The organism is Sphingomonas sp. DMC6 (genome assembly GCF_056314225.1).
In genome coordinates, this window is sequence record NZ_JBQUYT010000004.1 from 393,929 (window position 1) to 414,157 (window position 20,229).

The window sequence follows — 20,229 nt, forward strand, 5'->3', positions numbered from 1 at the left end:
GCAGTAACCGGAGGTTCGAGGGGGTTCATGCGCGTACTGGCGATGGCATCGCAGAAAGGCGGGTCCGGCAAGACCACGCTTTCCGGACATCTGGCCGTGCAGGCGCAGCTGTCGGGGCAGGGGCCGGTCGTGCTGATCGACATCGATCCGCAGGGCTCGCTGTCCGACTGGTGGAACGAGCGCGATACCGATTTCCCGGCCTTTGCCCAGACGACGGTAGCGCGGCTCGCTTCCGATCTGGAAGTGTTGCGCCAGCAGGGTTTTCGTCTGGCGGTGATCGATACGCCGCCCGCCATTACGATGGCGATCCAGAGCGTGATTCAGGTCGCCGAGCTGATCGTCATCCCGACACGGCCGAGCCCGCACGATCTGCGTGCCGTGGGGGCGACGGTCGACCTCTGCGAACGCGCGGGCAAGCCACTGATCTTCGTCGTCAATGCTGCGACGCCCAAGGCACGTATCACGTCAGAGGCAGCCGTGGCGCTGTCGCAGCACGGCACAGTTGCGCCGGTCACGTTGCACCACCGCACCGATTTCGCCGCGTCGATGATCGACGGGCGGACGGTGATGGAAGTCGATCCGAAGGGCAAATCCGCCGCTGAGGTCGCGGCGCTCTGGAATTACATCTCGGACCGGCTGGAAAAGAACTTTCGTCGGACCGTCTTCGCGGCGCCTGCTGCGACTGCCGCGTTCGGAGGCGCACGCCCGGCAAGCGGCTTCGGCCGTCGCGTCGTGAGCTGAGGAGCGGGCGATGATCGGCACTCCCAAGCCCACCGCTTCGCTGTCCTCCAGCCTGCTGGCCCGCAAGGGTCAGGCGCGCCCGGCCATGCGACCCCAGGGCTTTCTGAACCTGTCGGGCAGCGCGCCGGAAGACCTCGGCTGGAATGACATGGGATTCGATGTGCCGGCGCCGCCGGTCGCTCCGGCACCCGCTCAGTCCGCCACTCCCGCGCCCCGGCCCATGGTGCTGCGCCAGCGCGAGGTGCTGGATCGCACGCTCGCCCAGTCCGCGCCCGAGTCTGTGGAAACTGCGCTGGTTGCCGAACCCGCAGCGCCGGCCCCGACTATATCCAAACAGATCGTCGAGCGCGTGGTCCGCGAAGTGCGGGCCAAGAAGAGCAAGGCTGCTTTCACCCTTAGGCTCGACACGGATCGCCATCTTCGCCTGCGTCTGGCTTCGGCGGTTACCAACCGCTCGGCGCAGCAGCTCGTGACCGAAGCACTCGATGCGTTCCTCAAAACCATCGCCGAAGTGGACGCGCTGGCGCCTCAGGTCGGCAAGGATCATGGGTAAGGAAGTGACGATGAACCGCCATATCATGCTCTGGGCCGGCGCGGGCATTCTCGCGCTGGGCGGGACTGCCGCCACCGGAGTTGCGCTGCAGGGCCATGCCTTTGCCGCCGTGGCTCCCAATGCGAAGAAGGCCGCCGAGGCAGCCAGGCAGGCGCGCAAGGCACTTGCCAAGCACAAGGGCACGCAGGCCGTTGCGCAGGCCGAAGTGGCGGTGGCGAACGATCCGCAGAACCCGGACTACCGCGCGCTGCTCGGCCAGTCCTATCTGCTTGCCGGTCGCTTTACCGCGGCGGGGCAGGCGCTGACGGATGCGCTGACCCTTAGCCCCGAAGACGGCCGCGTCGCACTCAACCTTACGCTGGCAAAGATCGCCCAGGGTGACTGGGCGGGTGCACGGACGATGCTGCAAAGCCATGCCGAGCGCATTCCGGCGAGCGATCGCGGGCTCGCGCTGGCGCTGGCCGGCGACCCCGTCGGCGCCGTCCAGATTTTGACTCAGGCCGCCCGCGATCCGAGCGCGACCGCCAAAACTCGGCAGAACCTCGCTCTCGCGCTGGCGCTGTCCGGGCGCTGGCCGGAAGCAAAGGCCGTCGCCGCGACCGATGTGCCGCCCGATCAGTTGCAAGCGCGGCTGATGCAATGGGCAAGCTTCGCGCAGCCGACCAACGCCTATGACCAGGTTGCTGCGTTGCTTGGCGTACGGGCCGTGCAGGACCCCGGTCAGCCCGTCGCGCTGGCGCTGGCGAACCAGCCCAATGTCGGCGTTGCCGCCAACCAGCCGGTGCCGACGCCGGCGGCACAGCCTGCCGAAACGCTGCTCGCCGATGCCACACCGGCGCCGCAGCCGACCCCGGCCGCTGAAGCCACGCCGGCGCCCGTTGCAGTTGCATCCGCCGCCGCGCCTGCGCCCGTCGATTTCGCACCGCGCCGCGAGGTGGTGGAGCAGGTCCGGGTTCGCGCTGCGGCACGGCCGGCCCCGGCCAAGCCGGCAGCCCTTGCCAGCACCCCGTCGCCGGACAAGCCCACGCGGCTCGCTGCCGGCAATTTCTTCGTGCAGCTCGGCGCCTACCAGAACGCTGCGGTCGCTCGCGATTCGTGGCGCCGTCTGGCGCAGCGCGTGCCGGCGCTGGGCGGGCACGCCCCGCAGGGCGCAGCAGTCTCGACCAAGACCGGCAGCTTCTACCGCCTGTCCGTTGGCGGCTTCGCCCGCAACGACGCCGTCGCGCTGTGCCAGAAGGTGCGCAGCGGCGGCGGCACCTGCTTCGTGCGCGTGCAGGCTGGCGACGCAGTCGCCCGCTGGTTCAAGCAGGGCGGCGCGCAACTCGCCTCGCGCTGAGTTCTCCCTGCACCCCCGGCTACGGCCGGGGATGGTTCACCCTACGAGCGAACCACCCTTGTAGAGCTGCAGCACCCGGCCCTGCGTTGGCAGCCGGTCGAACGGGGTGTTGCCGGCCCGGGCATTCATCCGTCGCGCATCGATAACCCAGGGCGTCTCCGGATCGAGCAGGATCAGGTCGGCGGGTAGCCCCGGCCGCAGTGCACCCGTATCCAGCCCCAGGATGTTCGCCGGATTGGCGGCGAGCAGCGCGAAGAGCCGGTCGAGCGTCACATGCCCGTCGCGCACCAGCGTGAGCGATAGCGCCAGCAGCGTTTCCGCACCGGCCATGCCGGGCTCCGCATCCGCGAAGGGCAGGCGCTTGGCTTCAGGGCCGCGCGGATCGTGGCCGGAGGCGATGACATCCACCGTTCCGTCGGCCACCGCCGCCAGTGCCGCCTGACGATCGCTTTCGTCGCGCAGTGGCGGAGAGAGGCGGGCGAAGGTACGGAAATCGCTGACCGCGATGTCCGACAGCAGCAGATGCGCCGGGGTGATGCCGCAGGTCACCTTCACGCCCCGGCGCTTCGCCGCGCGGATCAGGTCGAAACCCGCCGCGGTCGTCACCTGGCGGAAATGCAGTCGTGCGCCGGTTTCTTCGGCCAGCATCAGGTCGCGGGCGATCGCCAGTGCCTCGGCAATGGCGGGGGCGCTGGGGAGGCCCAGCCGCGCCGCGGTCTCGCCTGCCGTCGCCACCGTGCCGTCGGCCAGCCCGCCATCCTCGGCATGGGTGACGACAGTCAGGTTCAGGTCGCGGGCGTAGAGCAGCACCTTCCGCATCGTGCCGGAATTGGCAATCCAGCGTCGCCCGGTCGCCACCGCACGGGCACCGGCCGAAGCATTGATCGCGATTTCGCCCAGATCCTCGCCCGCCAGCCCGCGCGTGGCGGCGGCCAGCGGATGGACCCACAGCTCCGGCTTGCCCGACAGCGCGGCGCGGCGGACGATGCCGGGATCGTCGAGCACCGGCGACTGATCGGGCATCAGGCCGACGCGGGCGATGCCGCCGAACCGGCACGCCGCCTTGTCGACAGCGAATACCCCCAAATCGATCAGGGCTGGGGCGAGCACGCGCCCGCCGGCGTCGATCACCTCGGCATCGGCCGGGGCATCCACCGCGCCCACGGCAGCAATGGTTTCGCCCTGGACCAGCAGGTCGCCTTCGGAGATGCCGCCCTGCGGACAGACCAGCCGGGCATTGCGGAACAGGATGTTGCTCATGCCCAGCCCTCCACGCCGCGTGCTCGTCGGGTCAGCACGTCGAGGCAGGCCATGCGCACTGCAACGCCCATTTCCACCTGCTCGGTAATCGCGCTGCGTTCCTTGTGATCGGCGACGATCGAATCGATCTCGACCCCGCGGTTCATCGGTCCGGGGTGCATCACCAGCGCATCGGGCTTGGCGCGGGCGAGGCGTTCGGTGGTGAGGCCGTAGCGCGTGTGGAACTCGCGGGTGGAGGGGATATAGCCGCCGGCCATCCGCTCGTTCTGGACGCGCAGCATCATCACCACGTCGGCGCCCTCCAGCGCGGCGTCGAAGTCGGTGAAAGGCGTGACGAACATCCGGTCCATCGCCGGCGGCATCAGCGTGGAAGGCGCCACCACCCGCACCTCGGCCGCCAGCGCGGTGAGGGCGAGGATGTTCGAGCGCGCCACCCGGCTGTGCAGAATATCGCCGCAGATCACCACGCGCTGCCCCGCCACCGATCCGCGACGTCTCCGGATGGTCAGCGCGTCGAGCAGCGCCTGGGTGGGGTGTTCGTGCCAGCCGTCGCCGGCGTTGAGCACCGGGCAATCGACCTTGTCGGCGATCAGCCGCACCGCGCCCGAACTGGCATGGCGTATCACGATCACGTCGGCGCGCATCGCGTTCAGGGTGACGGCCGTGTCGATCAGCGTCTCGCCCTTTTTCACGCTGCTCTGGGCGGCATGCATGTTGACGACATCGGCGCCCAGCCGCTTGCCGGCGATCTCGAACGACAGGAGCGTCCGCGTCGAGTTCTCGAAAAAGGCGTTGATCTGGGTGAGCCCCTCCAGCCTTTTGTCGCTCTTGGCGCGGCTGCGGTTTGCCTCGACCCATTGTTCCGCCTCGTCGAGCAGGAACATGATCTCGTGCGGCTGGAGTCCCGAAATGCCGGTGAGGTGCCGGTGCGGGAAAACGGCGCTGCCCTGTATCTGGGCACCGGGGCGATGATCGGAGGTGTGCATTAAAGCCGCCGCCTAGACCCCGGCGCGGCCGGGCGCAAGGTCAGGCGTTGACCAGACCGTCGATCGCGCCTTGCAGGATATAGGCGGCGGCCATCTTGTCGATCAGCTCGGCCCGTTTGGCGCGGCTGGCATCCTGCTCGATCAGCGTGCGTTCGACCGCGACGGTGGACCAGCGTTCGTCCCACATCAGGATCGGCAGGCCCATATCGGCGACATTGCGGGCGAAGGCGCGCGTCGACTGGGTGCGGGGGCTGTCGGTGCCGTCCAGGTTGAGCGGCAGGCCGATCACCATGCCCCGCACCGCCTGCGCGGCGATCAGTTCGGCCAGTGCCGCCTTGTCCTTGGTGAACTTCGTGCGGCGAATCAGCAGGGCAGGGCTGGCGAAGCTCCAGCCGGCGTCGCACAGCGCGGTGCCGATCGTCTTGGTGCCGACATCAAGGCCGATCAGGCGTCCGCCTTCGGGCAGCGCGGCGCGGAAGTCGCTGGGAACGGTGGTGATCACCCGGCCGCTATACGGTGCGTGGCGGCGCGGTGCGAGCGTTCAGATCGGCAGTTCGGTGGTCGACTTGATCTCCGACAGCGCGACGATCGAGTTGATTTCCTGCACGCCGGGCAATTTGCTAAGCTTTTCAAAGAAGAAGCGCTCATAGGCGTCGATGTCCTGAGCAACGATGCGCAGCATGAAGTCGACCGTCCCCATCAGCACATAGGCATCGAGCACTTCGGGAAAGCCGCGAATCGCCGCGCTGAACTCGTCGAGATTGGCGCGGCCATGGGCGTTGAGCTTCACCTGGGCGAAGATGTGCGCGTTCAGCCCCACCTGCCGCCGGTCGACCAGCGCCACGCGCTTGCGGATCACCCCTTCGCGCTCGAGCCGGTCGACGCGGCGCCAGCAGGGGGAGGGGGAAAGGCCGATCCGCTCGGCCAGCTCGGCGGTGGTCAGACTCGCGTCGCGCTGCAATTCGCGAAGAATTTTGCGCTCCTGTGCATCGAGGTCGATCATATTTTTCTGCTTATCGCTAAATGCTGGAAAATTTAACCCATAATCGTCGGGCGCCCGGGGCAATCAGACAAGCATCACCCCGTTACCCCTGCCACATTGCCCGCATTGCTGATGGAGGAATCGAAGATGGTGGTGCGGGTACAGGGCGACAGCCCGGTCGACGAGGTGCTGGTGCTGAACGATGCGGACGCGGGCCTCGACGGGGTGATCGCGATCCACTCGACGGTGCTCGGGCCGGGCGCCGGCGGTTGCCGGCTGTGGCACTATGCCGATGGCCAGGCGGCATTCGCGGACGCCGCGCGGCTGGCCGAGGGGATGAGCTACAAGAACGCGATGGCGGGCCTGCCGCTGGGCGGCGCCAAGGCAGTGCTGCGGCGGCCGGCGGGGAATTTCGACCGGGTGAAGCTGTTCCGCGCCTTCGGCCGCGCCGTCGCCCGGCTGGAGGGGCGCTATATCACTGCCGAGGATGTCGGCACCAGCGTCGCCGATATGGAAGTGGTGGCGGGGGAGACCCGCCATGTCGCCGGTCTGGCGCAGCGCAGCGGACGTCCGGGGGGCGACCCTTCGCCGCACACGGCGCGGGGCGTGTTCGTGGCGATGGCCCATGCTGCCCGCCGTCAGCTAGGCCGTGAACTCGGCGAATGCACCGTCGCGATCCAGGGCGTGGGCCATGTCGGCGAGGCGCTGGCGCATCTGCTCCACGCCGCCGGCGCCCGGCTGATCGTTGCCGATGTCGATTCGGACCGGGTGGCGCATGTTGCCGTGGCTACCGGCGCCGAAGTCGCCTCGACCAGTCAGGTGCTGACGGCCCGCGCCGACATCCTGGCGCCCTGCGCGCTGGGCGGGGTGTTCCACGCCGGCTCGGTGGATGCAGTGCGGGCGGCGGTGATTTGCGGCGCCGCCAACAACCAGCTTGCGACGCCCGAGGATGGCGAGCGACTGGCGCGGCGCGGCATCCTCTATGCGCCCGACTATGTCGTGAATGCAGGCGGGATCATCAACGTTGCCGGGGAGTATCTCGGCTGGGCGTCGGACGAGGTAGCGGCCAGGGTCGAGGCGACCGGCGAGCGGCTCGCGGCGGTGCTCGACCATGCCGAGGCGCACGGCCTGTCTCCGCATGAAGCTGCCGACAGCCTGGCCCGCCAGGCCATCGCCGCCGGCCGGGTGCGTACCCCGATCGCGGCTTGAGGGCGCATCTGCACGGTCTCCAAAGTTTAGGAAGTTTAGGCTCGCGCGCGTGTTTTCGCGGAGGGGAGTTGGGGTCGGCGACCCCGTGGATGGCGGGAGATACCCTCACCCTATCAGTTGCGGGCAGGGCAGCAGCATTCGACCCATAACTCCCCTCCCCGGAGGGGAGGGGCCGGGGGTGGGTGCGCGCGTCTGCGCGCCACGAAGACTCTTACCCGCCGGGCCGAGAGCGAGTCCCGCCGCCTGACGGCGGCGGACCCACCCCCAGCCCCTCCCTGCAAATGCAGGGAGGGGAGTAATAGAGCCAAATGCGATTGCCGCCGGGGAGGAGGATTGTTGTCCCTGCACGGTTCGTGAAGTTCAGGAAGTTCAGGCTCGCGCGCGAGCGCGCTAGGATGCTGGTTCTCACGGGTTCAAAGAGCGTGCTCCCAAACGGAGAGCGAACGAACATATGGGGAACATTTTGCTATCTGCAAGGTGCCGGCTCTCGCTGCCCTTACCCCTTCCGCGCCTCGAACGCCGCCAGCCGCCGCGCGGCATCCACGCGGATATTGGCCCAGAACAGGCTGTAATCGAACACGTGATAGTTGTTCCCTGGCAGCACATATTGGCCGAAATCGGGGGGCGAGGTGCCGATGGTGAGGATGCCGCGGCCTTCGCAGCGCGCCGGGATGCGCCCGGCTTCCAGATGCGCCGATTGCAGGTTCAGGTCCGGGATCAGCGCACCCAGATTGGCGCTGGCCGGCGCGCTGTCGTCGGGCTTGCCGGTGATCGGGTTTGTGCACAGCATCTTCGTGCCGGCGCGCGGCTTGCCGGTGAAGCCGGTGGTCGCGTCGAACGTGTCGACGATCAGCGCCGGCTCGGCCGGCTCGGCGAAGCTCTGCCAAGACAGGATGCAGCCTGGCTGGTCGGGGCCGGTGCAGGCGGGCAGGCCCATTTTCGGCAGGTCGGCGGTTAGCGAGACCGGCCAGCCGACGACATAGGCGGCGACCACGCGCTGCTGGAGCGGGGTGCCCGCGACTCGCTCGGCCAGCAGCCGGGCGAGGTGAAGCGCGCCCTGGCTGTGGCCGGCCAGGATGATCGGCCGGTCGCCAGCTTCGTGCAGAAACTCCTCGAACGCCGCCAGCACGTCGCGATAGGCGAAGTCGAGCGCCTGTTGCGCCTGCGTCTTGCTGGTCAGGAAGGCGCCGAAAGTCGCCTGCCGATAGCGCGGCGCCCAAATCGCCGCCACGTCGTTGAACGCGCTCGCCTGGCCGCGCAGGAACAGCGCGGCGCGGTTATTGGCATCGACATTGTCGAGCGGCGCGTTCCAGCGCTGGTTGTCGAGGAACGAGGTGGGGTGGATGAAGAACAAGGCCGCCTTGGGCGCCGTCGCCGGGCTTTGGCCGGCGGGGGTCCAGAGCGCGGGGTTGCCGGGCTTGTCGGGCCGGGCAATCCACATGTCGGCGCGGGCATAGCTGCGCGGCGAGGCGGGCGGCAGATCGACCACCGCCGCCGAAGGCACCATGAACTGGCGCAGCAACTGCACGCCGTAGAGCCGGTAGGCAAACATGGAAGCAACGCCGAGCATGATCAGGATCGCAACCGCATAGAGGAATTTCCGGGCCAATCGGCCTCTCCATTGTGCATTGCAGCATAAACAGGCGGGGACGCAATCGCGTTCCGGTCAGTGTTGCGTGCGAAGGATGCAACCGCAAGCACCTTGATGCGCGATCTGCAACCGCAGGCGCTTGAAGGGGCGGGGCGCGGCTGATAGGCGCAGGCCATGTCCGTAGATACCGCAACCGTGAAGAAAGTGGCGAATCTGGCGCGCATCGCGATCAGCGACGCCGAAGCCGAGCGCCTCGCGCCCGAACTCAACAACATCCTGGGCTGGATCGAGCAGCTTGGCGAAGTCGACACCAAGGATGTCGCGCCGATGACTGCGGTGATCCCGAACACGCTGCGCCTGCGCGCCGACGTGATCACGGATGGCAACCAGCGCGATGCGGTGCTGGCGAATGCGCCGCAGGGCGAACATGGCTTCTTTACGGTTCCGAAGGTGGTGGAATGAGCGCGATGACTGATCTGGGCGTCGCCGCCATCCGCAACGGCGTGCGCGACGGCGAATTTTCGGCGCGCGAAGTGGCTGAGGCGTTCAATGCGGCGGTTGCCGGTGCCAAGGCGCTCAACGCCTTCATCGTCGAGACGCCCGAGCATGCGCTCGCCGCCGCCGATGCCGCCGACAAGGCGCGCGCCGCGGGCGAGACGCTGAAGCCGCTGGCCGGCGTGCCGATCGGCATGAAGGATCTGTTCGCCACCAAGGGCGTGCAGACCACTGCCGCCAGCCACATCCTCGAAGGCTTCACGCCGGTCTATGAATCGACCGTCTCGCACAAATTGTGGGAAGCGGGCGCGGGCATGCTCGGCAAGCTCAATCTCGACCAGTTCGCGATGGGCTCGTCGAACGAGACCAGCTATTTCGGCAATGTGATCTCGCCGTGGCGGCGGGGCGAGGGCGATACCACGCCGCTCGCGCCCGGCGGCTCCTCGGGCGGCAGCTCGGCGGCCATTGCCGCCCGCCTGTGCCCGGCGGCGACCGGCACCGACACCGGCGGCTCGATCCGCCAGCCGGCGGCGTTCACCGGCATTTCGGGCATCAAGCCGACCTATGGCCGCTGCTCGCGCTGGGGCGTGGTGGCGTTCGCCTCCTCGCTAGACCAGCCGGGGCCGATGGCGCACGACGTGCGTGACTGCGCGATCTTGCTCGAGGCGATGGCGGGCTTCGATCCGAAGGACTCGACCTCGCTCGACATGCCGGTACCGCATTGGGAGGCGGGTCTTTCGGCTGACCTGCGCGGCAAGCGCGTCGGCATTCCGGCCGAATACCGCATGGACGGCACGCCGGCCGAGATCGAAGCGCTGTGGCAGCAGGGCATCGCCTGGCTGAAGGATGCCGGCGCCGAGATCGTCGAGGTCAGCCTGCCGCACACCAAATATGCGCTGCCGGCCTATTACATCATCGCGCCGGCCGAGGCTTCGTCGAACCTCTCGCGCTATGACGGCGTGCGCTATGGCCTGCGCGAGCTGGCCGAGGGCCAGAACCTGCACGAAATGTACGCCGCCACCCGCGCCGCCGGCTTCGGCGACGAAGTGAAGCGGCGCATCCTGATCGGCACCTATGTGCTGTCGGCCGGCTTCTACGACGCCTATTACACCCAGGCGCAGAAGGTCCGCACGCTGATTGCGCGCGATTTCGACAATGCCTGGAGCCAGTGCGACCTGCTGCTGACCCCGACTGCCCCGAGCGCGGCGTTCGGGCTGGGCGAGAAGGTCGATCCGCTGGCGATGTACCTCAACGACGTGTTCACGGTGCCGGCGAGCCTGGCGGGCGTGCCGGCGATGAGCGTGCCGGGCGGGCTGGATGCAGCGGGCCTGCCGCTGGGGCTGCAGATCATCGGCAAGCCGTTCGACGAGCAGGGCGTGCTCAACGCCGGCCTGGCGATCGAGCAGCGCGCGGGCTTCACCGCGCGGCCGAAGGCGTGGTGGTGAGATAGTTCCCCTCCCTGCAAGGGAGGGGGCAGGGGTGGGTCCGCCGCCTTCAGGCGGCGGGTCTCGCTTTCCCCGAGCAAACGAGTCTTCGAAGCGCGCGGACGCGCGCACCCACCCCCGGCCCCTCCCTTGCAGGGAGGGGAGCGAAACAGCGCGTTGTAATCGAGATACCCCGCCGGGGAGCGGCGTTACCCTTCGACGATCGGCACCGCCAGATACGCCAGCCGTCGCACTTCGCGCCGGCCGCGCACCACCGTGTCGAGGATCAGCCCGGTAAAGACGCTCAGCGTCGCGACGATCGCCAGCCCCGTCACCAGCACCGCCGTCGGCAGGCGTGGCACCTGGCCGGTGTGCCAGTAGGTGACGGCCAGCGGCACCGCCAGCAGCAGCGCGAGCAGCGCCAATACGCCGCCGATGCTGCCGAAGAACAGGATCGGCCGCTCGATCCGGAACAGGTTCACGATCGTGCGCAGGATGCGCCAGCCGTCGCGATAGGTGGACAGCTTCGAGATCGAACCCTCGGGCCGGGCGGCATAGGCGGTCACCACTTCGGCCACCGGCATGCGCAGTTCGAGCGCGTGGATGCTGATCTCGGTCTCGATCTCGAACCCCGAGGACAGCACCGGAAAGCTCTTCACGAACCGGCGCGAGAAGACGCGGTAGCCGGAGAGAATGTCGCTGAAGCTGCGGCCGAACAGCCGCGCCAGCATGCCGGTGAGCATCCGGTTGCCGAACCGGTGGCCGCGCCGATAGGCCAGCTCCACTTCGGACTTGCGCGCGCCGACGACCATGTCGAGCTGTTCGTCGAGCAGCCGCTCGATCAGGATCGGCGCGGCGGCGGCGTCATAGGTCAGGTCGCCGTCGGACAGGACATACACGTCCGCCTCGATATCGGCGAACATGCGGCGCACGACATTGCCCTTGCCCTGCATCCGCTCGCTGCGGACCACCGCCCCGGCGGCGCGGGCGACCTCTATCGTGCGGTCGGCGCTGTTGTTGTCGTACACATAGACGGTCGCGCCGGGCAGGCTCGCGCGGAACGCCTCGACCGTGCGGGCGATCGCGACTTCCTCGTTATAGCATGGGAGCAGCACCGCCACGCGCAGGCCCGCAAGCCGATCCCCAAATCCAGCCGTCACCGCCATTCCCCGACCCTAACCGATCGGCGGCGCCTAATCGACTCCGCGCGGGTGCGCAATTGGGCGCTGGACGTTCCGGCGTCGACGCGCGATAGGCAACGCCACGATATTCCCCTTACCTTGTGAAGAGCACATGGCGACCAAGACTGCATCGAGCTACCGAATTCAGGGCGATACCGGCGAATGGGAGGTCGTGATCGGCCTCGAAGTCCATGCGCAGATCACCTCGCAGGCCAAGCTGTTCTCCGGCGCGGCGACGGCATTCGGAGCCGAGCCGAACAGCCAGGTCAGCCTGGTCGATGCGGCCATGCCGGGGATGCTGCCGGTGCTCAACCGCGAGTGCATCCGCCAGGCGGTGCGCAGCGGCATGGCGATCGGCGCGGTGATCAACAAATGGTCGCGGTTCGACCGCAAGAACTATTTCTACGCCGACAATCCCCAGGGCTATCAGATCAGCCAGCTCTACCACCCGCTGGTGGGCGAGGGGCAGATCACGATCAGCCTGGACGAGAAGGACCCCGAGGCCGAGGTGAAGACCATCGGCGTCGAGCGCATCCATGTCGAGCAGGACGCCGGCAAGCTGATGCACGACCAGCATCCGACGCGCTCGTACGTCGACCTCAATCGCGCCGGCGTGGCGCTGATGGAAATCGTGTCCAAGCCCGACATGCGCTCGCCGGCCGAGGCGGGGGCGTATCTCAGCAAGCTGCGCGCGATCCTGCGCTATGTCGGCTCGTGCGACGGCAATATGGACCAGGGCTCGATGCGCGCCGACGTCAACGTCTCGGTCCGCAAGCCGGGCGATCCGTTCGGCACGCGCACCGAAACCAAGAACGTCAACTCGGTCCGGTTCGTGATGCAGGCGATCGAATATGAGGCGCGCCGCCAGGTCGAGGTGCTGGAGAGCGGCGGCCGGGTGGTGCAGGAAACCCGCCTGTTCGATCCGGACAAGGGCGAGACGCGGTCGATGCGCTCGAAGGAAGACGCGCAGGATTATCGCTACTTCCCCGATCCCGACCTGCTGCCGCTGGAACTGGACGATGCGTTTCTCGAGGAATGCCGCGCCAGCCTGCCCGAGCTGCCCGACGCCAAGCGCCGCCGCTACGAGGAATCGCTGGGCCTCACTGCCTATAACGCTGCGGTGCTGACCGCCGAGGCGGAAACGGCGCGCTGGTTCGAGGCGCTGCTCGCCGAAAGCGCGCGGATCCAGAAGAAGGGCGAACAGGAAGTCGCGCGCGCCGCGGCCAACTGGCTGCTCTCGGACCTGTACGGGGCGCTCAACCGCCTCGGCAAGGGCATTGACGAGAGCCCGGTCAGCTCCGAACAGGGCGCCGAACTGCTCGCGCTGGTCGCCGACGGCACCATTTCGAACACGCTGGGCAAGCAGGTGTTCGAGATCATGCTGGAAACCGGCGACGCGCCGGGCAAGATCGTCGAAGAACGGGGCATGAAGCAGACCAGCGACACCGGCGCGATCGAGGCAGTGATCGCCGAGGTGCTGGCGAAGAACCCGAACCAGCTCGAACAATATCGCGGCGGCAAGGAAGCGCTGTTCGGTTTCTTCGTCGGCCAGACGATGAAGGCAATGGGCGGCAAGGCCAACCCCGCCGTGGTCAACGAGCTGCTGAAGAAGGCGCTGAGCTGATCGGTTTCAACATGGGGCGTCCGGGCAAGGTTGCCGGCGTCTGGATGTCCCATGCCAGCCCCAGCCGTTCCAATAGCCGGATGAACGCGTAGCCCCAGTCGCTTTGCCCGGGGTAGAGGCCGATACGGGCCGAGCCGGGGAAGGCATGGTGATTGTTGTGCCATGCTTCCCCCATGGTCAGAATCGCGGCCCAGGGGACGTCATGTGCCTGTATGCCGGCGCCTGTCACTTCCCACGTCTGCGGGCCGCGTCGGTGCGCCAGATACCCTATGAACCAATGGCCATGGGCGCTTACAAAAATGCGTACGCAAACGCCCCAGACGACGAACGAGGTGCCGCCAGCTGCGAACAGCAAGGCTGCGACGGGTAGCTGTTGGAGCATCCATGTGCGGTCGAGCCAGCGATAAAATGGCACGGCTTCGATCCGCCGCGTGTCGAACAGGGGCGGGTTCGACAGGCGCAGCCGGCAATGGAGTTGCCACCACGCATCCCGCAGCATTCCGGAGCGATGGCTGAGATAAGGGTGGCATCGGGCTTGTCGTTGCGCCCAGTCCCGCAAATCATGCGTGCGAACGATGCCGATCGGGCCCGCCATGCCTGTTGCAGCTCCGAACCACATCAGCACCAGCTTGAGCCAGGAGGGGCACTCAAAGCTCTGGTGAATGAGCTGCCGATGATAGCCCACAGAATGGCCCAGGAGTAAAGCCAGGCCGGTGGTCGCGAGAAACACGATGCCAGCGGCAGGTGTGAAGGTGAGCGGTCCCAGAATAACAGCCGTGCTGGCCATAAGGGCGTTCCAGATCGAGATGCCAGGAGACCAGGAAACCGTACCTTCGACTGCGTCGCTGCCGTCGGAGCAGGCCAGACTGCCCACCGCATTGGGATCGCCCATCTCGGCACCTCCTTTTAGGTAATTAAGTTATTGCTTATATAGCTACCGACTGGAAGGCAATTAGGAAATCAATTAATAGCTTGCGGCATGCAGCGCGTGTTTGAAGCTCTCTCGTCGACGGTCCGCCGTAAGATTCTTGCCTATCTCAGCCATGCGGAACTGACCGCCGGGGAAATTTCCTCGCGCTTCGAAATGTCCAAGCCCGCAGTGTCCCAGCATCTCTCGGTGTTGGAAAATGCGGGTCTCGTCGTGAGCGAAAAGCGCGGCCAATTTGTCCATTATCGGCTTGCGCCCGATCAGTTGGCGAATACGTTGCATGGCTTCCTGCAAGAGGTCTGCCCGGTAGCTCGGCCGCTAAAAACGGAGAGCCGTGACCTTGCGAAACAGCGGTCGCTCGATGAAGGGAAGCACGGAAACGATGGGGATGCATGAGATGCTTCGGCGCCTTTTCGCGATGATTGCCTGCTTGTTCGTGTTTCCCGTATCCGCGCAGACCGCGCCGGGGCCCGCAGCCCCCGCCGCCAATCCGCGCGTCGCCATCGAAACCAGCGCCGGGCGGATGGTGGTTGAGGTTTATCTTGACAAGGCACCGGTTACTGCCCGCAACTTCCTGCGCTATGTCGATGCAAAGCGGCTCGACGGCGTGGTGTTCTATCGGGTCGCCAAGGTGGCAGACCACTTCGGGTTCGTGCAGTTCGGGGTGCAGAACACGCCGGCGAAGATGTTTCCGCCGATCAAGCACGAACCGACCAGCGAGACCGGGATCAAGCATCTCGACGGCACGCTTTCCATGCCGCGGCTGAAGCCCGGCAGCGCGCGGGGCGAGTTTACGATCATGGTGGGTGATCAGCCCTCGTTCGATGCCGACCCGTCGAAGCCCGGCGACAATCTGGGTTATGCCGCGTTCGGCCGGGTGGTGGAGGGCAGCGACGCGCTGATGAAGATTTTCGATGCCCCCGTCTCGCCGACCAAGACGGTGCAGGGCACGTTCAAGGGCGAAGTGCCCGAGGCGCCGGTGAAGATCCTCAGCGCGCGGCGCGTGACCGGCTGAGCGGTCAGCGCGGCCGCGTTTCGAGGTAGAGATAGGCGGGGTCGAACTCCGCCAGTTGCTGCAAGGCTTCGAAATCCTGCAGCGTCACGCGGCCGCCGCGAAACTCGACCAGCCGGCGTTCGCGCAGCTCGCGCAGTACCCGATTCACGTGGACTGGGGTGAGCCCCAGGCATTCGGCCAGTTCGGCCTGGCTGATCGGGAGATCATAGCCGCGCGGATCGGAAAGGCCGACCACGCCGAGCCGCACCTGCAATTCGCAGAACAGATGCGCCGCGCGCTGGATGGCGGAGCGGCGGCCGAGCGATACTTCCCACTCGCGGTGGATGCACGCATCGACATTGGTCGAAAACCACATGACGCGGGTGAGGTGGGGGAGCGTTTCGGTGATTTCCGTTATTCGCCCATGAGGCACCCGTGCGACGACACAATTGGTGAGCGCCATCACCGAGTGATCGAGTCGTTTCAGCGTGAAGCCGTGCAGATCGGCGAAATCGCCGGCGACATGGATATGCGTGATCTGGCGCTGGCCCTCGCTCAGATCCTTGTAGCGGGCGAGCAGCCCGTCGAGCAGCAGCGTGGAATGCTCGATCTCGACTCCGGCGCGCACCAGCACCTGTCCGGCCGGGTGCGAGCGCGTGTCGACGATCGCGCGGCGCAACGCCTCTTCTTCCTCGGCGCTGATCGCGTCACGCAGACGAAGCTTCATCAGGTGCTTTTCTAGCATCTATCTCCGCCCTCTGTTCGGGACGCGGTCACCCTCACCCTTCCGGCGCTCCGCGCCTCCCTCCCTCTCCCCTTGGGAGAGGGAAGGGGCCCGCCGCCGCAGGCGGTGGGAAGGGTGAGGGTGACCCCGCTATTCCTGATTCTTCACAATCCCGTCCGCCCCGCCTTCACCGGCGACATCGGCGCCGGCATCGGCCAGCGGTGAAGCGCCGCCCGCTGCGGCCTTGGCGGCATCCGAGCGGGCCTCTACGGCCTGCTGGATGTCGGGGCGGGGATCGTCGCGGTCGCGTTCTTCTGCATCTTTGGCCATGGTGCTTTTCCTTATCCGTCAGGCGATCGGCTGGCCGGGCGCGGTGCCCGGATCGCCGCCCGGCTGCGGGGCCGGGACGTCAATGTCCGGCGCGGGCGGCACGATTTCGGGCGATGCCGGGTCGGGCGCGCCCGGCGTCGGTACCGGTGGAAACTCGGGTTCGGGCTGGGTGGGCTGGACGGGGGGCTCTACGGGCAAAACGGCTCTCCTTTTGCCGTTCCCAACGCGGTACGATCGCGAACGTTGCTTCCGCGCTTGCCCAGAGCCCCATGACTGCTATAGAGCCCGCCGACCGGCGGTGTCCCCTGCGGGCGTGGCGGAACTGGTAGACGCGCTGGATTTAGGTTCCAGTATCGAAAGATGTGGGGGTTCGACTCCCTTCGCCCGCACCAGTCCCTCGCGGCTGTGTGTGGTACACCGCAATTCCGATTCCTTTGAGAAAGCGTGAGAATGCAGACTGTCGAGACGTTGAACGAGGGCCTGAAGCGCGCCTACACGCTGAAGATCACGGCGCAGGATATCGACTCGAAGGTCGATGCCGAAGTGAAGCGCGTCGCGCCGCAGGTGCGTATGCCCGGCTTCCGCCCTGGCAAGGTGCCGACCAACCTGGTCCGCAAGATGCACGGCGAAGCGCTGGCGCAGGACGCGCTCAACAGCTCGATTCAGGAAGGCATCCAGCAGCTGATCGCCGAGCACAAGCTGCGTCCGGCGATGCAGCCGTCGGTCAGCCTGGAAGGCGAATATGCCCCCGGCGCCGATGCCGAGATCAAGGTCGAGCTGGAAGTGCTGCCCGACGTCCCGACTCCGTCGATCGAAGGCCTGAAGCTCGAACGGCTGACCGTGCCGGTCAGCGACTCGGAGCTGCAGACGCAGCTCGAACAACTCGCCAGCAACCAGAAGCGCTGGGAAGACGCCGCCGAAGGCCATGCCGCGGCGACGGGCGACCAGGTCGTCATGGACTTCGTCGGCAAGGTCGACGGCGTTGCCTTTGAAGGCGGCACCGGCGAGGGCATGGCGGTCGAGCTGGGCTCGGGCCGTCTGATCCCGGGCTTTGAAGAGCAGCTGACCGGCGTGAAGGTTGGCGAAGAGAAGGTGCTGAACGTCACCTTCCCGGAAGATTACGGCGCCAAGAACCTGGCCGGCAAGCCGGCGACGTTCGAGGTCAAGGTGACTGCGGTGCAGACCGCGGGTGAGACCGTGATCGACGACGAAATGGCCAAGGCGTTCGGCCTGCAGGATCTGGAGCAGCTCAAGGGCCTGCTCAAGGGCCAGATCGAGCAGCAGCTCAACGGCCTGACCCGCACCCATATGAAGCGCAAGCTGCTCGACCAGCTCGCCGCCGGCCATGACTTCCCGGTCCCGCCGTCGATGGTCGAGGCCGAATTCGACCAGATCTGGCATCAGCTGGTCCACGAGACCGAGCATGAGGAAGATCCGGCTGCGGCGCTGGCCGAGCTGGAGAATGAGCGGGAAGATTACCGCGCGATCGCCGAGCGTCGCGTCCGCCTGGGTCTGCTGCTCAGCGAAATCGGCACCGCCAATGGCGTCGAAGTGACCGCGCAGGAAATGAACCGCCTGATCGCGCAGGCTGCGCAGCAGTACGGCCCGCAGGATCGCCAGCGCTTCATCCAGTATATCCAGCAGGAGCCGATGGCGGCCGCCCAGCTGCGTGCGCCGCTGTTCGAGGACAAGGTCGTCGACTTCCTGTTCGAAAAGGCCGAGATCAGCGACCGCGAAGTGACGCGCGAGGAGCTGGAAGCGGCTATCGAGAGCGAAGACGGCTTCGCCTCGGGCACCCATGTGCACGACCATGACCACGATCATGATCACAAGCCGGCCAAGAAGAAGGCTGCCAAGAAGGCCGATGCCGAGGGCGATGCGCCTGCGGCCGAGGACGCCAAGCCCGCGAAGAAGCCGGCCGCCAAGAAGGCTGCCGCCAAGGACGCAGCGGAAGCTGCCCCTGCCGAGGCGGAAGCGGCTGCCGAGCTGGTGAAGAAGGCGCCGGCCAAGAAGGCTGCGCCGAAGAAGGCCGAAGCGGCCGAGGGCGAGGAAGCCCCGGCCAAGCCGAAAAAGGCACCGGCCAAGAAGAAGGCCGACGCGGAATAAGACAGAAGGGGCCGGGACGAAAGTTCCGGCCCTTTTTGCTTCTGTGGCGCGCCCGGGGCGGGGGCGTCCGCGTGGGGCGGCCGGGGTGGATTGTTTCCCGCCGCCAAACCCCTATCTAGCGCTCCGAACCCCAAAGCTGCGTTCGCCCCGGAACGCGCGGAGTCTCCCGACTTCTCGCGGCCCCCGGCGAATTGCCGGAGACGTACCGTGACCAACCCCGTTCCCGCCGCCGATCTCGATCGCGTGACCGGCTTTGCCATTCCCGACCGCCATGTCCGCGGCCGCGTCGCGCGGCTGGGGCCGGTGCTGAACGAGATTCTCTCCGCCCATGCCTATCCCGCACCGATCGAAAAGCTGCTGGCCGAGGCGCTGACGCTGACCGCGCTGCTCGGCAGCACGCTGAAGGATGCCGAAGGGCAGATGACGCTGCAGGCGCAGACCCAGCGGGGCATCGTCAGCCTGATGGTGTGCGATTACCAGAACGGCGCGCTGCGCGGCTATGTCCAGTTCGACGCCGTGCGGCTGAGCCAGCTTGGCAAGAACCCGTCGCTTAAGTCGCTGTTCAACGGCGGCTATCTGGCGGTGACGTTCGACCAGGCGCTGACCAAGGAACGCTATCAGGGCATCGTTCCGCTCGAAGGCGCCTCGATCGCCGAGGCGGCGCAGAGCTATTTCATCCAGTCGGAACAGATCCCCACGCTGGTGCGGCTGGGCGTGCAGAAGGACAAGGCGACCGGCCAGATGATCGCCGGCGGCCTGTTCCTCCAGCATCTGCCCGAGGGCGAGGTGGGGCGCGAGCGGCTGCATGTGCGGCTCGACCATCCCGAATGGCAGCATGTCGAGGCGCTGGGCAGCACCATGGGCGCCGACGAGCTGGCCGATCCGGCTATTTCGCTGGAAGGACTGGTGTGGCGGCTGTTCAACGAGGAAGAGGAAGTGCGGCTGCTGGCCGGCAGCGACCTGTCGCGCGGCTGCCGCTGCGGGGCGGACTATATCCAGCAGGTGCTCGCCAAGTTCCCCGAGGAAGAGCGGGCGGCGATGGCGGACGAGGGCGGCGTGATCAAGGTGGACTGCGCCTTTTGCTCCAAACAGTTCCCGGTCGCCCTTGCCGATTTCGTTCCGCCGCCGTTGTAAAGCCGTAATTCACCTCTGATATGAATAGTGACGGAAGGGCGCCGCGCGAGCGGTGTCGCGCCCGAGCGGAGTGAAGACGGGTGAGCAAGAGTAAGGCATGGACGGGCGTGGCGGCTGTTGCCGGACTGGCGCTGATTACGGGCGGGGCGATCGCCGGGCAGGCCGGGCAGTCGGCGGCGAAACGCAGCATCGATCTGCCGGCCGTCAACATGGTCCAGAAGGGCAAATGGGTGCTGCGCAATTCCGAAGGCAAGGAGGAGACCCTGTGCCTGCGCGATTCCTACCAGCTCCTGCGCCTCAACCATAGCGAACTGGCCTGTCAGCCGCTGGTGCTGGAAAGCGCGGCGAGCCGCGCCACCGTCCGCCAGAGCTGCGCCGGCCATGGCACGGTGCTGACCCGGCTGGTGGTGGATACGCCCCGCTCGATCTCGATCGACACGCAAGGCGTGATCGACGGGCTGCCTTTCTCCGAAACCTTCGACGCGCGGCGGGTCGGCGATTGCGCCTAGTGGCGCTTACCTGCTCTTAACCCTGTTGCGGTAGAGATAGCTTGCTCTTGCGAGAGCGGTTTTCCTCTCTGGCATTGGTTATCCCATCCTGACTCAGGGCCGTCCCCAAGGGGCGGCCCATT

The 20,229-nt window shown here is 66.9% G+C and carries 22 protein-coding genes and 1 tRNA gene; 13 read left to right on the forward strand and 10 right to left on the reverse strand.

Annotated elements, in window-relative coordinates; all coding sequences use genetic code 11:
• Nucleotides 1–27 precede the first annotated feature (27 nt).
• Genes ACT53M_RS12365 through ACT53M_RS12375 form a run of 3 tightly spaced genes read left to right on the forward strand, consistent with a single transcriptional unit; the run spans nt 28 to nt 2,630 of the window.
• The gene (locus tag ACT53M_RS12365) at nt 28–741 is read left to right on the forward strand and encodes an AAA family ATPase (protein WP_476229803.1); all 714 of its coding nucleotides are present in this window, start codon (nt 28–30) and stop codon (nt 739–741) included.
• 13 nt (nt 742–754) lie between these two features.
• Nucleotides 755–1,294 (forward strand): hypothetical protein, encoded by a 540-nt coding sequence (locus ACT53M_RS12370; RefSeq protein ID WP_476233843.1) that lies wholly within the window; start codon nt 755–757, stop codon nt 1,292–1,294.
• A 10-nt stretch (nt 1,295–1,304) separates the two neighbouring features.
• Nucleotides 1,305–2,630 carry an SPOR domain-containing protein gene (locus tag ACT53M_RS12375; RefSeq protein WP_476233708.1) on the forward strand — a complete coding sequence of 442 codons (1,326 nt, stop codon included), beginning with the start codon at nt 1,305–1,307 and terminating at the stop codon, nt 2,628–2,630.
• Between the two features lie 36 nt (nt 2,631–2,666).
• Here ACT53M_RS12375 and ACT53M_RS12380 read toward each other — a convergent pair whose 3' ends face one another.
• The 4 genes from ACT53M_RS12380 to ACT53M_RS12395 are packed head-to-tail and all read right to left on the reverse strand — an operon-like array spanning nt 2,667 to nt 5,879.
• Entirely contained in the window at nt 2,667–3,890 is a 1,224-nt protein-coding gene (locus tag ACT53M_RS12380; RefSeq protein WP_476233709.1) for a dihydroorotase, read from the reverse strand.
• The gene (locus ACT53M_RS12385; RefSeq protein ID WP_476233710.1) at nt 3,887–4,876 is read right to left on the reverse strand and encodes an aspartate carbamoyltransferase catalytic subunit; all 990 of its coding nucleotides are present in this window, start codon (nt 4,874–4,876) and stop codon (nt 3,887–3,889) included. Before ACT53M_RS12385 ends, ACT53M_RS12380 begins: the two co-directional genes overlap by 4 nt.
• A gap of 40 nt (nt 4,877–4,916) precedes the next feature.
• Nucleotides 4,917–5,378 (reverse strand): Holliday junction resolvase RuvX, encoded by a 462-nt coding sequence (gene ruvX, locus ACT53M_RS12390; RefSeq protein WP_476233711.1) that lies wholly within the window; start codon nt 5,376–5,378, stop codon nt 4,917–4,919.
• Between the two features lie 39 nt (nt 5,379–5,417).
• Nucleotides 5,418–5,879, reverse strand: a complete 462-nt coding sequence (locus ACT53M_RS12395) for an Lrp/AsnC family transcriptional regulator (protein WP_476233712.1) — start codon at nt 5,877–5,879, stop codon at nt 5,418–5,420.
• A 126-nt stretch (nt 5,880–6,005) separates the two neighbouring features.
• On the opposite strand from ACT53M_RS12395, the gene ACT53M_RS12400 reads away from it, so the two are divergent.
• On the forward strand, nt 6,006–7,067 hold the full coding sequence (locus ACT53M_RS12400) for a Glu/Leu/Phe/Val family dehydrogenase (protein ID WP_476233844.1): 1,062 nt from the start codon (nt 6,006–6,008) through the stop codon (nt 7,065–7,067).
• Nucleotides 7,068–7,563: 496 nt separating this feature from the next.
• On the opposite strand, the gene ACT53M_RS12405 is transcribed toward ACT53M_RS12400, so the two are convergent.
• Entirely contained in the window at nt 7,564–8,676 is a 1,113-nt protein-coding gene (locus ACT53M_RS12405) for a DUF3089 domain-containing protein (protein ID WP_476233713.1), read from the reverse strand.
• A gap of 156 nt (nt 8,677–8,832) precedes the next feature.
• On the opposite strand from ACT53M_RS12405, the gene gatC reads away from it, so the two are divergent.
• The gene (gatC, locus tag ACT53M_RS12410) at nt 8,833–9,120 is read left to right on the forward strand and encodes an Asp-tRNA(Asn)/Glu-tRNA(Gln) amidotransferase subunit GatC (protein ID WP_476233714.1); all 288 of its coding nucleotides are present in this window, start codon (nt 8,833–8,835) and stop codon (nt 9,118–9,120) included.
• Entirely contained in the window at nt 9,117–10,598 is a 1,482-nt protein-coding gene (gatA, locus tag ACT53M_RS12415) for an Asp-tRNA(Asn)/Glu-tRNA(Gln) amidotransferase subunit GatA (RefSeq protein ID WP_476233716.1), read from the forward strand. Before gatC ends, gatA begins: the two co-directional genes overlap by 4 nt.
• A gap of 188 nt (nt 10,599–10,786) precedes the next feature.
• Here the strand turns inward: gatA and ACT53M_RS12420 are convergent, their stop codons facing one another.
• A complete protein-coding gene (locus ACT53M_RS12420; protein WP_476233718.1) occupies nt 10,787–11,737 on the reverse strand; it encodes a glycosyltransferase family 2 protein in 951 nt (316 codons plus the stop codon).
• A gap of 133 nt (nt 11,738–11,870) precedes the next feature.
• On the opposite strand from ACT53M_RS12420, the gene gatB reads away from it, so the two are divergent.
• Entirely contained in the window at nt 11,871–13,382 is a 1,512-nt protein-coding gene (gatB, locus tag ACT53M_RS12425) for an Asp-tRNA(Asn)/Glu-tRNA(Gln) amidotransferase subunit GatB (RefSeq protein WP_476233720.1), read from the forward strand.
• Here gatB and ACT53M_RS12430 read toward each other — a convergent pair.
• Nucleotides 13,351–14,274, reverse strand: a complete 924-nt coding sequence (locus tag ACT53M_RS12430) for an acyl-CoA desaturase (RefSeq protein WP_476233721.1) — start codon at nt 14,272–14,274, stop codon at nt 13,351–13,353. The two genes, gatB and ACT53M_RS12430, sit on opposite strands and share 32 nt — an antisense overlap.
• Nucleotides 14,275–14,361: 87 nt before the next feature.
• Between ACT53M_RS12430 and ACT53M_RS12435 the strand changes: the two genes are divergently transcribed.
• Entirely contained in the window at nt 14,362–14,706 is a 345-nt protein-coding gene (locus tag ACT53M_RS12435; protein ID WP_476233722.1) for a metalloregulator ArsR/SmtB family transcription factor, read from the forward strand.
• 1 nt (nt 14,707) lies between these two features.
• A complete protein-coding gene (locus ACT53M_RS12440; RefSeq protein WP_476233723.1) occupies nt 14,708–15,325 on the forward strand; it encodes a peptidylprolyl isomerase in 618 nt (205 codons plus the stop codon).
• 4 nt (nt 15,326–15,329) lie between these two features.
• On the opposite strand, the gene ACT53M_RS12445 is transcribed toward ACT53M_RS12440, so the two are convergent.
• The 3 genes from ACT53M_RS12445 to ACT53M_RS12455 form a co-directional block, all read right to left on the reverse strand.
• Nucleotides 15,330–16,031 carry a Crp/Fnr family transcriptional regulator gene (locus ACT53M_RS12445; protein WP_476233724.1) on the reverse strand — a complete coding sequence of 234 codons (702 nt, stop codon included), beginning with the start codon at nt 16,029–16,031 and terminating at the stop codon, nt 15,330–15,332.
• Nucleotides 16,032–16,178: 147 nt separating this feature from the next.
• On the reverse strand, nt 16,179–16,358 hold the full coding sequence (locus ACT53M_RS12450) for a hypothetical protein (protein WP_476233725.1): 180 nt from the start codon (nt 16,356–16,358) through the stop codon (nt 16,179–16,181).
• A gap of 18 nt (nt 16,359–16,376) precedes the next feature.
• Nucleotides 16,377–16,556: a hypothetical protein gene (locus tag ACT53M_RS12455; RefSeq protein WP_476233726.1), complete on the reverse strand. Its 180-nt coding sequence runs from the start codon at nt 16,554–16,556 to the stop codon at nt 16,377–16,379.
• A gap of 109 nt (nt 16,557–16,665) precedes the next feature.
• Here ACT53M_RS12455 and ACT53M_RS12460 point away from each other — a divergent pair.
• From ACT53M_RS12460 to ACT53M_RS12475, 4 genes are all read left to right on the forward strand, one after another.
• Nucleotides 16,666–16,750 (forward strand) — tRNA-Leu (locus ACT53M_RS12460).
• A gap of 58 nt (nt 16,751–16,808) precedes the next feature.
• On the forward strand, nt 16,809–18,464 hold the full coding sequence (gene tig / locus ACT53M_RS12465; protein ID WP_476233727.1) for a trigger factor: 1,656 nt from the start codon (nt 16,809–16,811) through the stop codon (nt 18,462–18,464).
• Between the two features lie 207 nt (nt 18,465–18,671).
• The gene (gene hslO / locus ACT53M_RS12470) at nt 18,672–19,598 is read left to right on the forward strand and encodes an Hsp33 family molecular chaperone HslO (protein WP_476233728.1); all 927 of its coding nucleotides are present in this window, start codon (nt 18,672–18,674) and stop codon (nt 19,596–19,598) included.
• Nucleotides 19,599–19,678: 80 nt separating this feature from the next.
• Nucleotides 19,679–20,107, forward strand: coding sequence for a hypothetical protein (locus tag ACT53M_RS12475; RefSeq protein ID WP_476233729.1), 429 nt, complete (start codon nt 19,679–19,681; stop codon nt 20,105–20,107).
• The last annotated feature ends 122 nt before the right edge of the window (nt 20,108–20,229 follow it).

What these genes read in the sequence shown, in the direction of transcription:
- ACT53M_RS12365 (WP_476229803.1), top strand. Translation starts at nt 28, where the DNA reads ATGCGCGTACTGGCGATGGCATCGCAGAAAGGCGGGTCCGGCAAGACC.
- ACT53M_RS12375 (WP_476233708.1), top strand. Translation starts at nt 1,305, where the DNA reads ATGAACCGCCATATCATGCTCTGGGCCGGCGCGGGCATTCTCGCGCTG.
- ACT53M_RS12380 (WP_476233709.1), bottom strand. Translation starts at nt 3,890, where the DNA reads ATGAGCAACATCCTGTTCCGCAATGCCCGGCTGGTCTGTCCGCAGGGC.
- ACT53M_RS12385 (WP_476233710.1), bottom strand. Translation starts at nt 4,876, where the DNA reads ATGCACACCTCCGATCATCGCCCCGGTGCCCAGATACAGGGCAGCGCC.
- ACT53M_RS12395 (WP_476233712.1), bottom strand. Translation starts at nt 5,879, where the DNA reads ATGATCGACCTCGATGCACAGGAGCGCAAAATTCTTCGCGAATTGCAG.
- ACT53M_RS12400 (WP_476233844.1), top strand. Translation starts at nt 6,006, where the DNA reads ATGGTGGTGCGGGTACAGGGCGACAGCCCGGTCGACGAGGTGCTGGTG.
- gatC (WP_476233714.1), top strand. Translation starts at nt 8,833, where the DNA reads ATGTCCGTAGATACCGCAACCGTGAAGAAAGTGGCGAATCTGGCGCGC.
- gatA (WP_476233716.1), top strand. Translation starts at nt 9,117, where the DNA reads ATGAGCGCGATGACTGATCTGGGCGTCGCCGCCATCCGCAACGGCGTG.
- gatB (WP_476233720.1), top strand. Translation starts at nt 11,871, where the DNA reads ATGGCGACCAAGACTGCATCGAGCTACCGAATTCAGGGCGATACCGGC.
- ACT53M_RS12430 (WP_476233721.1), bottom strand. Translation starts at nt 14,274, where the DNA reads ATGGGCGATCCCAATGCGGTGGGCAGTCTGGCCTGCTCCGACGGCAGC.
- ACT53M_RS12435 (WP_476233722.1), top strand. Translation starts at nt 14,362, where the DNA reads ATGCAGCGCGTGTTTGAAGCTCTCTCGTCGACGGTCCGCCGTAAGATT.
- ACT53M_RS12440 (WP_476233723.1), top strand. Translation starts at nt 14,708, where the DNA reads ATGCTTCGGCGCCTTTTCGCGATGATTGCCTGCTTGTTCGTGTTTCCC.
- ACT53M_RS12445 (WP_476233724.1), bottom strand. Translation starts at nt 16,031, where the DNA reads ATGAAGCTTCGTCTGCGTGACGCGATCAGCGCCGAGGAAGAAGAGGCG.
- ACT53M_RS12450 (WP_476233725.1), bottom strand. Translation starts at nt 16,358, where the DNA reads ATGGCCAAAGATGCAGAAGAACGCGACCGCGACGATCCCCGCCCCGAC.
- tig (WP_476233727.1), top strand. Translation starts at nt 16,809, where the DNA reads ATGCAGACTGTCGAGACGTTGAACGAGGGCCTGAAGCGCGCCTACACG.